This is a genomic window from Qipengyuania pacifica, assembly GCF_019857205.1.
Lineage (GTDB): Bacteria > Pseudomonadota > Alphaproteobacteria > Sphingomonadales > Sphingomonadaceae > Qipengyuania > Qipengyuania pacifica.
The window spans coordinates 68216-81743 of the sequence record NZ_JAHWXO010000006.1; the positions used below are offsets into that span (position 1 = coordinate 68216).

A 13528-nucleotide genomic window follows, 5' to 3' on the forward strand; every position below is an offset into this window, starting at 1 on the left:
CAAGTCCGCGTAAGGGCGCGGCCAATGGCTGAACTCCAAGGTATCCATGCTCGCCGCGCTGCGCTGCGCCTGCTCGATGCAGTCCTACGCCGCGGTGAAACGCTCGACGTCGCCTTCAACGGCGCGACCAAGGACGTGCGCAAGTTCGAAGACAAGGCTCTCGCCCGCGCGATTGCCGCCGAGGTCCTGCGCTGGATGGTCGATCTCGACGGGCTGATCGACAGCGCCACGAAAAAGCCTCTGCCCAACGATGCCAAGGTGCGGATGGTTCTGCGCATGATGCTCGCTCAATGGCTTCGGCTACAGACGCCGCCGCACGCCGTTGTGGCGACGGGGCTGGATTTGCTGGCCGGCGGTCCAAGGCGGCTTGCGCACGGGGTTTTCTCTACGCTCACCAAACGCGAGGTCGCTTTGCCGCCCGCCCCGACCTTGCCCGAAGAGGTCGCTACCCGGTGGGGCGATCGTGCCGCGTCCATCGCAGCCGGACTTGCCGATCCACCCCCACTCGATCTGACCTTGCGCGATCCGGCAGAGACGGAGCACTGGCAGGTCCAGCTATCTGCAGACAGCCTGATGCCGGGTCACTTGCGGCTGGCGCGCGGCGACAACATCGAAAAACTGCCAGGCTTTGCCGAAGGTGCCTGGTGGGTACAGGACATCGCCGCGTCTCTCCCAGCAAGGCTGCTTGGAGATGGAGAAGGCCGCCACGTGCTCGACCTGTGTGCAGCACCGGGCGGCAAGACTTTGCAACTGGCGGCGCAGAGCTGGAAGGTCACCGCGCTCGATATATCCAAGCGGCGCCTCGAACTGCTCAAATCCAATCTGAAACGCACCGGGCTTGCGGCCAGCACCGTGCGCGCGGATGCGCTGACATGGGAGCCGAAACATCAGTTCGACGCGATTCTGCTGGACGCACCGTGTACAGCCACCGGCACCGCGCGGCGCCATCCAGACGTGCTGCATCGTATCGGCGCTCGGCAGATAGAGGAAATGGCAGAACTGCAGGCGGCCCTGCTAGACCGGGCAAAGGGATGGCATAAGCCGGGTGGCATATTCGTCTATGCAACCTGTTCGCTGGAGCGCGAAGAAGGCGAAGATCAGACGAGCGCCGTCGATCTTGCGCCGCTGCCGATCGGCTCGCAGAACCTTCCGGCTGGTCTCGAACCGACCGCCGAAGGCTGGTTGCGCACCGATCCGGGCATGCTTGGGGAAGTTGGTGGCCTCGACGGATTTTTCATCGCGCGCTGGGCTACATAGCTCTTCACAATTTTGCCGGTCGGGCAAGGCCTAGAAAAAACGCCCCGCCCGAAGGCGAGGCGCTAAAGGTAAAAGGGCTGTTACGCCCTCCGGGTCGCACGTCGATTTGCCCACGCGCGGAGAAGAGTCGCAAGCTGAATTAATTTAGGGTTGATTGCGTATCTGTTTGCGCCAAACTGATGAGCGGACCGCATTCCGGTCGAGAGGTTTTCCGTGCCGCCCGCTCACCTGCTTCCCGGTCGTTCAAATTTTCAAGGTTCCCTTGCATCGTGAGGGATGCAGGCAGTTCGGAACCGGGCAATTGCCGCACTTCGGATCCCTGCAAGGTGCTGATTGTCGATGATCACCCGATAGCCCAGGGCGGGTTGCGTTCCGTCTTTGCCACGAGCGATCGCTATCGAATTGTCGGCGTGCTCGACAATGGGGCTCCAGTAAGCGCCTTCGTTCGCTCGCAGGAAGTCGATCTGGTGGTGCTGGACATGAATATGCCTGGCCTGCGCGGCATAAACGTATTGGCGGAAATCGTCGGTTCCAATGACATGACCGTGATTATCCTGACCGGCGAAACGCAGTTCACGGAGATCGAGTACGCGCTTAAGCTGGGCGCTCGAGGTGCCGTCAGTAAAAGCGAGCCTGCGACGGAAATTCTACGCGCGTGCGATGCTGCCCTCGATGGTGAAGTCTATCTGTCACCAATGATGCGGAGGGGGCTGGCGTCGGTGCAGGCTCCCGAAATCGCTTTGTCTCCGCGCCAGATGGCGATCCTTCATTATCTGGCTCAGGGGGAAACGAATAAAGAGATTTCCTACCGCCTGTCGATCGCGCAGCCGACAGTCTCTTTCCACATTGCCGAACTGCGCCGGAAGCTCGATGTGCCTAGCAACCGCAAGATCGTTGACCGGGCGCAGGAGCTAAAGCTGCTGTGATTCACGCTTCAGCAGGGGGTGGTCGGCCATTTCGCAGCAGAGCGGCTTTATCAGGATGACATCGACAGATCGACTGAGCCTTCCTCGTGTTATGGTAGTATCGTCGTAGGTTGCGGCTGCAAGCTTACGCCCATCCACCCGACGTGCGATCGATGTTTGGTCAGCCGGTACTCGGTCCACATCGATAATGTGCCATCCCGGCGCCCGGCCTTCGAGCTCGGCGATCGTGCACGACCGGTTCTGCTCGAAGGTTCCGGGGAGGATGGCGTGAATAATGGTGCCGTCAGGTCCAGACGTCACGATGGTCAGTTCCCCTCCCAATCCTTCGATCAGGCGTTTGGCCGACCGGAACCCGGAACCGGTACCCTGGCGTTTCTCTCCTGCCGTTGTGCGGTTGGCGTGATCGTCGTGCAATTGTTTCAGCACGCTTTCCTCGATGCCCTCGCCGGTGTCCGTTAGCTCAATGATCAGCTTACCGCCGCTCACGCGCATGGATAATCGGGCGCCGCCGGAACTGGTGTAGGTGTAGGCATTACTCAAAATGTTCGCGAGAGCACGCATAAGTACCGGTCGGTCGGAGACGATGCTGGGACCCTCTTCGATATCGTCCTGCAGCGTCAGCCCCTTGGCGGCGAACGAGCCACGGAACATCATGATCAGCGGTTCGGCCAGATGGCGCAGACTGAAGCAGCTCAAGGTCGCTGCGCCAGAATTCTCTCCGACGATCGCAGCGCCCGACATCGTCGTCGTTGCGATTTCAGCCAGATAGTCTGCCGAACTTCTGAGCATGTCGGACAGTTCGCGGTTGTCTGGATCGCCGCTTTCATCGAGCACATGAACTGCACTGTTAAGCGCCAGAATAACCTGCTGACTGTCATGGCCCGAGGCGTGCAGCAGAGCGTTTTGACTGTTCACGGTGGCCAGTGCGAAAGCTTTCTCTTCGGCAAGACGCTGCGCATCTTCGCTGATCGCCAGGCGCTCGGCCATCGATCGCGCATAATTGCTATCCGCCTCGCGCTTGTCAGCCTGAAGCTTTTTGAGATGAAGACCGAGAGCAAGCGTGACCATAAGGGATTCGAACAATCCGACGGGGCCCGCCAAATGCCAGTTTATCGGCAGCCAGTCGAATACACCCATCGATGCAACGGCGGCATATACGATGAATAATGCGAGACTTCCCCAACCAATCAGCAAGGGCCAGAGCTGGCGCCCGATCGTCCGCATACCCGCCACGGCGAGGAAGGGGAGGTAAAGCGCGACGACGACCGCAACCAGCCAGGCGATGGCATGGATGGCATTGCGCAAAGCAGGTTCGTAGATCGCCAGCCCGGCCTGCAAAGCGATCACCAGCAGACTTACCGCAATCACGATTTTCAGAAACAAGTCGCGCCGCGGAAAGAGTTCGGCCGTGCGCATGAAGCTACGGGCGAACTGCGTCATGGCCGCTGCAAATCCGCATTTGATCGCGTCTTCTATCGCCACGCCGAGCATCGGGCTGTCGGGCAGGAAAAATATCGTCAGGTACCCTTCCGCATGAACCGTATTCAGCGCGAACAGCGCTTGAGCCAGCGCCAGCCAAGCGAACTCGCGATGTCCGGTTATGGAAAAGAAAACGAAATTCAGAAAGATCAGTACCAGAACGCCCAGCACAACGCCTGCCACCATGGCGATGTTCGTGCGGCGATCTGAAAAGAAATCGCCATAGGTCTGGATGACCAGTGGCATGTAGGTCGAGTTCTCCGACCTGAAGTCGATGACGATCGTCCGCTCTTCGTTCGGCTGCAGAAGCAGTTCGCTGCTGAAGGCCTGATAGGTACGTAAATTTTCCGCTGCCGCCGAAGGATCGGTGCCATCTACAAGTAAAGCGAGACGATCCCCGCGGCTTTCGTACATGCGGAAATAGCTGAGTGATCCGCGCCCGGTCGAAACGATCCAGCTGCCAGCCTCCTGGCCCACGTTGCGAACCCGGATGGCTAGGGCAATTCGGTCACCCGGCGCCCCGAAATGAGCCGCGCTGCCGGAAATCGGTTGCAGCCGTTGGTTCAGGAAAGCCGTTAGGCTGAGGCCGTCGATCACGTCCTGGTCACGCGTATAGCGGATGTGCGCGACAACGTCGGTTGCGCTGACGTCTGGCTTCAGTTCGATTGCTGGTGGCAATTCATCGGCGCGTAACGCTTGTGGCCAGAAAGCCAGTACAAATGCCACCAATGCGGTAAGCCACGAGTGCGACGCCATTGTGCGCGCAATCTTCTACGCAATTGTGTCGGTGTCAATTCGCAATCAGTTTGGTTTGCAACATGGGCCGCTTGGTTTACCCGTTATCGCCATGGCGATGGGTATCTGAGCAAATGGCGGCAACCGAACAACTTCGAACGCGGCATGTCGAAAAGCCTTGGGGGCGGAAGCAGCTCTCGGCGCCGTTCGACAAGACGCCCGGAGATACGATTGGGGAAATCTGGTTCGAGCCTCCCACTGAGGCTGACGAACTGCTACTGAAGTATATTTTCACCAGCCAGCGGTTATCGGTGCAGGTGCATCCCAATGACGATCAGGCCATGGCAGCAGGTCTGGGCCGAGCGGGCAAGGAGGAATGCTGGTACGTACTCGATGCCGAGCCCGGGGCGAAGCTCGCTATCGGTTTCAAACGCTCCGTTTCTCGCGATGAGGTGCAGCGCGGGGCAGAGGATGGGTCGATCATGGATTTGCTCGCCTGGCATAACGTCAAACCGGGCGACTTCTTCTACATCCCCGCCAATACCGTACATGCGATCGGGGCTGGCATCAGCATCATCGAAATCCAGCAGAACTCCGACGTGACCTATCGGCTGTACGATTACGGGCGCCCTCGCGAACTTCATCTCGACGAAGCCTTGGCAATCGCGGAGCGCGAACCTTACGATATGTCGCTGCATTGCCAAGTAGGCGACGTGGGCAATGCGTTGCTCGTTGACGGCCCTTACTTCCGCCTTTGGCGGGTGGATGGATCGTCGAATGACGATAAGCCCGCCAGTTCCGGGAAGGCTTTTGTGTTGCCATATCGCGGTACGGCAACGGTCGGGTCTGAACGGGTTGAGCCCGGACAGTGTATGTTTGCACAGGATGCGCGTGAGATTTGTTTTTCGCTGGGCGCTCTCGGTTTCATGGCCCAAGCTCTGTAATCCCGCTTGCACCGCGCGTAGGCGCTGCTGCGGGTAGCCGGTTTGTCAGGGAGCCGATGTCGCCAATGCCAATTGCGCTAGGCGTATGGACCCGAGCGGCCCGGCATCCTCGCCCAGCTTCGCGGTGACGAGAAACTCCGGCATCAGAGCTATCCGAGCGCCGTGCGCATAACCGGCGAGGCTCGCGTTCAGCTTCGCCCGAATGACTTCAAGCAGATGTGGTCGATTGATAGCGACACTGCCTCCCAGCATGATACGCTCCGGGACCACTGTCACAGCGAGATTATGGCACAAGGTCGCAACGATCTGTGCCACATCGTCCCATACATCGTCACTGTCTGCGATGTCCGATGCGGGCTGGCCGCAGCGGGCCTCCAATGCGGGCCCGCTAACGAAGCCTTCGACGCAGCCCTTGTGAAAGCTGCAGCTTCCCGCCCAGCCCGGCTGCGGCGAGGGGACAATCATATGACCGGCCTCGGCATGTCCGAGGCCGAGCACCGGTCGGCGATCGATAATGGGGGCCACGCCGACCCCGGTTCCGATCGTGATATAGCACCAGGATCGCAGATCGCGTGCCGCGCCCCAGACGCCTTCGGCGAGGGCCGCGCCGTTGACGTCAGTATCGATGAGGAATGGAATGTCCCAGAGTAGCCTGCGTAAATCCGCCCCGGCCCATCCCGGTTTGGGAGTGGCGAGCAACTGGCCATAGTTTGCGGAGGCGGGATCCGTATCGAGTGGGCCGAAGCTGGCAATCCCGATTGCCGCGATGTCATGTTCACGGCGCCAACCGTGAAGAACCGTCTCGATCCGCGAAAGGGTTTCGCTCGGATGCCCCGTCGCCACCCTTTCCCGCGCGAAGATGGCGCCGGATGTATCCGCAAGAACGCATATACATTTGGTACCGCCAAGTTCGACCCCGGCCAGATATGGCCCGCCGGTCTGTCGATGATTTGCCACCGTCGTTCCCGTAAATAATTGACGTGTCGATCTGTGGGGGGAAGTCGCCGGCGGCGCAAGGGTTTCGCCCGTCAGGGCTGGTCGAGATCGCCAGGCGGGCGGGGCGGGTTCGGACACCGCCCCTCCCGATAATCATCGCACGCGTTTGCTGCGCCGTTTCCCGAAACGACCGACCACGCGTTCGAGCGCCAAAATTGCCAGTAATGACAGGCCGAACAGGGGTAACAGCAAGCCGAGCAGCACCACTACGATGATCAGACCGGGACCATGCGGAACCGATGATCCGGCAGGTGCACCCAGTTTACCCGACGGCTTTCGCTTGAGCCACATGATCACCCCAAGCACCGATAGCCCGATCAAGGCGAACGCGGTCATCAGACCTATGATCTGATTGGCGAGGCCGAATAACTGCCCTTCATGCCAGGCAATTCCGTAATTGATCGCACGATCGATCGGATGTTTGTCTGCAAAGTCGGTGCGCGAAACCTCTCGCCCATCAATCGGATCGAAAGTGGCACTTTGGGTCAAGGGACGGTTCTGCGTTTCCGATTTGATCGTCCATACATCACCTGTTGGCGGGCCGAAACGCTGCGGGGCGTGAGGCGGCAGTACCAGCACCGGAAACGCCATCTCTTCTTCACTGGCTTTCAAGACGAAGCTTGAGAGCGGCAGCGGTTCGCCCTTGGTGGCCTGTCGTGCTGGCATCGTTGGCGCTGCCATGTCGCCGTGATCGTGTCCGGCATGGGCATGGGCCGCAGGGGCAATCCAGTTGCCTGCCGGTTCATGCCGAACGATCTCTGGACCCGACCCGATCTTCCAGTCCTGGGGTCCTTCCACCAGCCCCAGTTCAGTGCGTGCCCATTTGAAGGCGCTGCCCCATGTGCCTGCCCAGGGCAAACCGCTAGCAAGCATGACCAGGACCAGCCCTGCAATCCAGAAACCTGTCACGCGGTGCAGGTCCTTCATCAGCGCACGTCCTTTGAGAGAGAGGCGCGGCCAGAACGTGCCCGCTGCCCTGAACGGGCGCGGCCACCACAGATACAGGCCGCTCAGGATCATTACGATCGTCCAGCTCGCTGCAAGTTCGACCAGCCGATCGCCCCAATCCCCGAGCAGAAGCGAGCCGTGGAATGTCGCGATGACATTCGGGATGCGTTCGGTCGGATCAAGCGTACCCAGAACTTGGCCCTGCGGAGAAACGAAGACGTCCGTCAACGCCCCGCCGGGTAGACCAAGCTGGATCATGGCGGCATCGCCGGCATGTTCCGGCATGCGGTAATGGTGAAAGCTGCCTTGCGGATAAGCCGTCTGTGCGGCTTCGAGCTGCCGGTCGGCCGACACTGCGCCTTCGAGCGACAGGCCGCGATAGTTACGCTCTTCCCACCGGTCGATCTGTGGCTTGAACAGATAGATCGACCCGCTCAGCGACAGGATGAGGATGAAAGGAAGGACGAACAGGCCGGCATAGAAATGCCAGCGCCAGATCGTACGGTAGGTCGCAGTATCGGCCACGGTCTTCTCCCCCCTAAAACCGTGCGCGTACGCCGCCGAAGACGGCGCGGCGTTCCACGGGATAGAAGACGACGGATGCCGGTGTGGCCGTTATGGCCGCACTGATATCGCCGACGGCTTTCTCGTTAAGCAGATTTCGGGCGTCGAGGAAAAGGTCGATCCCAGCGGTCACCGTTGCTCCGGCTGATAGACCGACCAGCGCATAGCCATCGGTTCTCAACGAGTTGGTGTAGTCCACCCATGCACCTTGCGGCACCCACTCCACATTGGGCGCAACATGTACTCTGTCGGTTCCGAGACGCAGTTCCGCACGATAGACATGGCGCGGTACCACCGGCAGCCGATTATCGCCGTATTGCGCATCATCCTTGAAGCGGAAGTCGCTGTACTGGTACACCTGCCGCAGCTTGGCCCATTCCCCCAGATCGATGGAAAGCGCCGCCTCGACGCCTTGGTGGAAGGTTTCGTCGGCGTTGAAAGTCGATGCAGGGATATCGGGGCCGACATTGAATTGCAGCAACTCGCCGCGAATGTCCGCGCGATAGGCGGCCAAATCCCATTCGGCGATCCCCGCACGCCCACGAGTTCCGACTTCAAAGCTCCACGCCCTCTGTGGATCGAGATTCACGAAGCTTGCCACCTGCGCCAGTTCGATGAAGCCGGGAAATTCCACCGAACGGTTGTAATTGGCGAACAGCTGGATGCCGTCGGCCGGTTCGTACAGTACGCCAAACTTGGGTGAAAACGCGTTGAAGCCTGCCGAGCCGGTTACATCGGTGACCCCGCCGGCAAAGCTGTCGAACAGAAGATGTTGTTCGCGCTGGCCATCGGCATAGATACCGCCGGCAATGAGCTGGAGTCGGTCGACTGGACGGAAGCGGAATTCGCCGTAGATGTTGGCGGTCCGCGCTTCCTGCTTGGCTTCGAAAGTCTTTGCTCCGCGTTCGCCGTCGATGTTGACGAAGCGTCTTGAATCGACGTCGCCGAAACGCGCCTCCCCGCCGAGCGTCAGTTCGAATGGCCCGGCCGCATAATCGAACCGTGCATAGGCTCCGCGATCTACGGATTTCTGGTCCACGACCTGAAAGATCGGGTGGTGGAGCGACTTGGCATTGATAAACACGCCGGCGTCGAGCTGGCCATCGGCGAAACTGAACCGGGTGCGGTTTTGCAGTCGCAGAGAGTCGATGTCACGCGCCTGATCGTTGACAAAATTGCCGGTTTTCGGCGCCGTCAACGCGGTCGGCAGGTCGAGCGCGCCGGGAAGTTCCTGATCGATGCGGTTGATACTGGCATATGTGCGGTTCTCTACGCCATCGGCGATCTGCAATCCGACATTGCCGTGAAAGCGCAGGCTTTCGCGATGGGCATGGTCCCGGTCGCCATTGGAATGATCGTAGCTGACAGCGGCCCACACATCGCCAGCGCCGCTCGCTGCGCCGTATGAAGCCAAGCCGCGCCAGGTGTTGAAGCTGCCGGTGTCGGCGCGCAGGTACATGCCACTGGCCATCATACCGGTGGGTGTCACACCATTGATTGCTCCTCCAAGCGTGCCCGACCCGAAGCGCAACGCGTTGGCGCCGCGATATACTTCGAGATAGTCGAAGAAAATCGGCTCCAGTTCCTGAAAGTCGCCATTGTCATCTGCGAGATTGATCGGAACGCCATCCTGCAGCAGCGTGATGCCGCGCATGTGATAACCGCGCGAAAGACCCGAGCCCCGGATCGAGATGCGAACCTCCTGGCCGTAACGGGGCTGGAGATAGACGCCGGGCGAGAAGGCAAGCGCATCGCGCAGGCTGACCAGCGACTTGTCGGCATAGTCTTCATGCGTGACGACATCGGTGCCGCCCGGCGTGGCATCGGCGCGCCGCTTGGCTTCGGTCGACGCATGCTGGCCGGTCACGATGATCGTACGGTCCGACTCGCCGGCGGCATCGCTTTCGGATGTCTCGGCATAAGCGGGCGCGGCCACGGCGAAGGTTGCCGCCCCAAGGACGAAAATAGAAGATTTCACGGTAATTCCCCTGCTGCGCGGTGCGGCTCTGCGCACGCATTCCCGCGCAATTGATCTGAAAGTTTACGGGTTCAGATCGAGGCCGGTGGTCCGCGCAAGGGCGGGCGGAGGTAGGGAATGGGCGCAACGGGCAGGCGGCCAAGCGGCGCCAGACCCAGCAGAATGATCGCTGCCAGCGCAATCGCGAGCAGTACGGGCGGTATGCCGCCGAGCAAGGGCTGGGCGAGGGAGGAAAACGCGCAATGCGTGTCCTTCGCGTCCGGTGAATGCCGGCTTTCGTCCGCGTCGGTCTTCATCGGAATGGCAATGGTGGCGAGGCTGCGCTCGCCGGTACCGCCATGGCAGATGGAAACCTCGACCAGCTTCTCGGTCGAAGGCGCGATCATGTACCCGGCAGGGATCGCAGCCCGGACGCAAAACGCCAGAACCAGCAGCAGCATCAAGAGATAGCGGTGGTCTTCAACCAGGCCGCGAACGCGTTTCATGGCGGCCCCATATGCAATCGAAGGTCCGTTGTCAGCACCTATTGCGCAGCGCGTTTTCTCAGCCGCCCGTGGCGCTCATATGGCGTGCCAGGGCAGGTTCGGCGCGGTCTATGTCGAAGTCGTGACGGAGCGGTTTGCCGGCCAGCAGACGATCGAGGGCATCGTCCAGCGTGCCGGGACCTTCTGCGCGCAGGATTTCGCGCAGTTCGACCTTCTGATCGTGGCCGAGGCATCCGTAAACCGTGCCGGTGGCGGCGATCCGGATGCGGTTGCAGCCCGAGCAGAAATTGTCGCTCAGCGGGGTGATGAAACCGATACGGGTGACGGTTTCGGCAACGTCGAAATAGCGAGCTGGGCCGCCGGTGCGGTGGATGGATGGGGAAAGGGTAAAGCGCTCTTGCAGCAGCTTGCGCACTTCGGTCAGATCGAGATGGGTCGATTTGCGGTCGACGGAGACGTCACCGAGCGGCATGGCTTCGATCATCGCAAGATCGAAGCCGCGTTCGCCGCACCATTCGAGCAGGGCGGGCAGTTCGCCATCGTTCACGCCGCGCATGGCGACCGTGTTGATACGCACGGCGAGGCCGGCGCTGCGCGCGGCGTCGATGCCGCGCATGACCTTGTCGAATTCGTCGCGCCGGGTCAGTTCTGCAAAGCGTGCCGGATCGAGCGTGTCGAGGCTGACGTTGATCCGGCGGATGCCGGCGGCTGCCAAGTTAGCGGCCAGTTCGGGCAGCAGCGTTCCATTGGTCGTCAGTGTGACTTCGTCCAGCCCGTGCTCGCGCAGATTCGTGAGGCGGGAGACGAGATCGACGATGCCTTTGCGGACGAGAGGTTCGCCGCCGGTGAGGCGGATACGCTTTACGCCGCGGCCGACGAGGTGGAGGGCGAGGCGTTCGATTTCGTCGAAAGTGAGCAGATCCCGGCGCGGCATGAACTGCATGTCCTCGGCCATGCAGTAGGTGCAGCGCAGGTTGCAGCGGTCCGTCACCGAGAGGCGGACGTAGTTGATCCGGCGTCCAAATGCATCGTGCATGGCGACGCCCCTACACGGTGCAGGGCCATCCCGAAACGGAAATAGTGGACCCTGCACCAGAAATCACATGTCAATCATACGTTTGATTGTCAGGCCGAACGACGCATTCGCCCGAACAGTGCAGGGAACGGCTCCAGCGAGCGGGCCTTGCCCATCGCTTCGGCAACCGTCGGTGGAATGGAGATTTCCGCCGCCTGCGCCTGTCCTTCGCTGAGACCGACGGCGATCGTGTAACTGCCGGGATCGATGACAAACCGGCCATTGCGTTCGAACCGGCCGAGCTGGTTGCCGCCCAGTTCGAAAAGCAGGCGACGATTTTCGCCGGGCAGCAGCGATATCTGCTGGAAGTCTGCCAGTTCCGAGGGACCGCGGTCCCGCGATGCAGGACGCTTGAGATAGACCTGCACGGTTTCCTGCCCTTCGCTGTCCCCGGTGTTGTAGAGGACGGTGCTGGCGATGAGGCGATCATGGCTCAGTTCGATGCTGTAATCTTCCAGCTCGAATTGCGAGAAGCCCAGACCGTGTCCGAAGGGAAGGCCGATCCGGCCCTTGTCGATGAGGGCGACGGGCAGGCGTCCGCGCGGGGCGAACGCCCCGGTCAGAACCAGAGCGATGGCGTGGCCCGACGCGCTGCCCAGCTGGCCTGCATGCAGGACGCAGGGCAGCTTGTGCCCACTCACGTCGGGATCGAGCGGGCGCGAACCGAGCGTGACCAGCACGAGGTTCTTGTTGGCGGCGTGCAGCGCATCGAGCAGGGCCTGTGCCGCTTCGCCGAGACTGTCGGTTTCGCCGAGCGCCATAATGACCGTTTCCGATCGGCGCGCCGCTTCGCTGGCCATGCCGATGGCCATCCGGTCGGCATTGACCAGCTTGCCCGATTGCGAGCGTTCCCCTTCATCGCGAAGGGCGAGGCCCGGAACATATTTATAGCGCAGACCGAGGCCATCGAGGCCGTCGAGAAGGCTTGCCCCGTCCGCCATCGCATCGCCCATGGAAAGGGAGCGCTCAGCGGCCGCCGTACCCACCACGAGGATTTCGTGCGGCCCCGAAACTAGCGGGAGCACCGCCGGTTCATTGCGCAGCAGCACGATCGAATGCAGCGCTGCATCGAGCGCGACGGCGCGCGGGTCGAGCGGGGCGGGAGCCGGCATTGGCGGGCTGCGATCCGCGCGGCCATGCGAGCGGAACAGGCCGAGATCGTATTTTGCCCCGAGAACCCGGCGAACCGCGTCGTCGACCTGCAACTGCGTGATGCGCCCGGCCCTGAAGGCGGCCATCACCGCATCGACCGAGAGGCCGATATAGGGGCCGCGCCGATCGTCCTGACCGGCCGCGCGGGCGATGGCGGCCCATTCGGAAAGGTCGATGCCTTCATACCCGCCCGGCCCGCCGATGGAGAAGGCAGGATCGTCCGCGCCCGCAATATCGAGTGCGTACTGGGTTGCTGGGTCGAGCGCGACGCTGGCAGGGGTCGAGATGCCCAGAATGCCTGCAACGAGGCGGAATTTGTCGATTATGGCGTCGGGCATGCGGCGATCGGTCCAGGACGGATCGTCCACCCGCAGGCAAGCCAGCGAGCCGCCGCTTTCATCATCGTCGTTTTCCAGCCCGCGTACGGTGGCCGCAGCAAGAGTGCGCGCCAGGAATTCCGATGCGCCCCAGGTGGCGGCGCCATTGCGGTCGGCCGACAGATGGCTGAGCACGACATCGGGGCCGAGCAGCCAGTTCTTGCCCGTTTCACGCGCTTCGTCGGCGACGACCGCGGCTGCGCGTTCGACGATGTCGGGCGACCAGCTTGCGGCCAGAGCAAAGGGACTGGGCATGACGACGGCGTCCCCGCGGCTCACCTCGTCTGCAAAGAGCAGCGGAATGCCGAGCCGGGTTTCTTCGACCGCAATGCGCCGGAAGGTGGCACTTTCGACCTGCGAAGCGCTGCCGATCAGGCCACCGAGATGACCACGCTTCAACTGATCGCGGATGTGCCGGATGTCCTGCGGATCATCGGAAGTGGGCAGCGGGCGCAGCACCAGCTGACCGATCTTTTCCTCCATCGACATGATGTCGAGCAGGTCTTCGACGAAGCGTTCGCGCTTTGCGCCATGGTCGGTTGGGCGTAGTGCCATAGCCAACCGGTTTCGGCCCTAATGGTAAATATCAGGTTTGGATTTGAGATTTCGTCG

General features: G+C 61.4%; 10 protein-coding genes. 3 read left to right on the forward strand and 7 right to left on the reverse strand.

The features are described 5' to 3' along the window. The first annotated feature begins 24 nt into the window (after positions 1-24). Both KYK83_RS11020 and KYK83_RS11025 read left to right on the forward strand, forming a co-directional pair. On the forward strand, positions 25-1257 hold the full coding sequence (locus KYK83_RS11020) for an RsmB/NOP family class I SAM-dependent RNA methyltransferase (protein WP_222828276.1): 1233 nt from the start codon (positions 25-27) through the stop codon (positions 1255-1257). A 326-nt stretch (positions 1258-1583) separates the two neighbouring features. After that, on the forward strand, positions 1584-2183 hold the full coding sequence (locus KYK83_RS11025) for a response regulator (protein WP_222828277.1): 600 nt from the start codon (positions 1584-1586) through the stop codon (positions 2181-2183). On the opposite strand, the gene KYK83_RS11030 is transcribed toward KYK83_RS11025, so the two are convergent. Further along, positions 2169-4418, reverse strand: coding sequence for a sensor histidine kinase (locus KYK83_RS11030; protein WP_222828278.1), 2250 nt, complete (start codon positions 4416-4418; stop codon positions 2169-2171). The genes KYK83_RS11025 and KYK83_RS11030 overlap by 15 nt on opposite strands. Positions 4419-4531: 113 nt before the next feature. Between KYK83_RS11030 and KYK83_RS11035 the strand changes: the two genes are divergently transcribed. Further along, on the forward strand, positions 4532-5341 hold the full coding sequence (locus KYK83_RS11035; RefSeq protein WP_222828279.1) for a class I mannose-6-phosphate isomerase: 810 nt from the start codon (positions 4532-4534) through the stop codon (positions 5339-5341). A 45-nt stretch (positions 5342-5386) separates the two neighbouring features. Here the strand turns inward: KYK83_RS11035 and KYK83_RS11040 are convergent, their stop codons facing one another. From KYK83_RS11040 to KYK83_RS11065, 6 genes are all read right to left on the reverse strand, one after another. Continuing rightward, entirely contained in the window at positions 5387-6298 is a 912-nt protein-coding gene (locus tag KYK83_RS11040) for an ROK family protein (protein ID WP_346729461.1), read from the reverse strand. Between the two features lie 132 nt (positions 6299-6430). Beyond that, on the reverse strand, positions 6431-7810 hold the full coding sequence (locus KYK83_RS11045; protein WP_222828280.1) for a PepSY-associated TM helix domain-containing protein: 1380 nt from the start codon (positions 7808-7810) through the stop codon (positions 6431-6433). Positions 7811-7823: 13 nt separating this feature from the next. Beyond that, complete coding sequence (locus KYK83_RS11050; protein ID WP_430299207.1) at positions 7824-9833, reverse strand: TonB-dependent receptor family protein; 2010 nt, start codon at positions 9831-9833, stop codon at positions 7824-7826. 65 nt (positions 9834-9898) lie between these two features. After that, positions 9899-10312, reverse strand: coding sequence for a DUF2946 family protein (locus tag KYK83_RS11055; protein ID WP_103022365.1), 414 nt, complete (start codon positions 10310-10312; stop codon positions 9899-9901). A 58-nt stretch (positions 10313-10370) separates the two neighbouring features. Beyond that, positions 10371-11348 carry a GTP 3',8-cyclase MoaA gene (gene moaA / locus KYK83_RS11060; protein WP_222828281.1) on the reverse strand — a complete coding sequence of 326 codons (978 nt, stop codon included), beginning with the start codon at positions 11346-11348 and terminating at the stop codon, positions 10371-10373. 89 nt (positions 11349-11437) lie between these two features. After that, positions 11438-13471: a glycoside hydrolase family 3 C-terminal domain-containing protein gene (locus KYK83_RS11065; RefSeq protein ID WP_222828282.1), complete on the reverse strand. Its 2034-nt coding sequence runs from the start codon at positions 13469-13471 to the stop codon at positions 11438-11440. Positions 13472-13528 lie beyond the last annotated feature (57 nt).

Bases quoted from the DNA above. Each gene is read 5' to 3' on its own strand.
- KYK83_RS11020 (WP_222828276.1), top strand. From the start codon at position 25: ATGGCTGAACTCCAAGGTATCCATGCTCGCCGCGCTGCGCTGCGCCTG.
- KYK83_RS11030 (WP_222828278.1), bottom strand. From the start codon at position 4,418: ATGGCGTCGCACTCGTGGCTTACCGCATTGGTGGCATTTGTACTGGCT.
- KYK83_RS11035 (WP_222828279.1), top strand. From the start codon at position 4,532: ATGGCGGCAACCGAACAACTTCGAACGCGGCATGTCGAAAAGCCTTGG.
- KYK83_RS11055 (WP_103022365.1), bottom strand. From the start codon at position 10,312: ATGAAACGCGTTCGCGGCCTGGTTGAAGACCACCGCTATCTCTTGATG.
- moaA (WP_222828281.1), bottom strand. From the start codon at position 11,348: ATGCACGATGCATTTGGACGCCGGATCAACTACGTCCGCCTCTCGGTG.
- KYK83_RS11065 (WP_222828282.1), bottom strand. From the start codon at position 13,471: ATGGCACTACGCCCAACCGACCATGGCGCAAAGCGCGAACGCTTCGTC.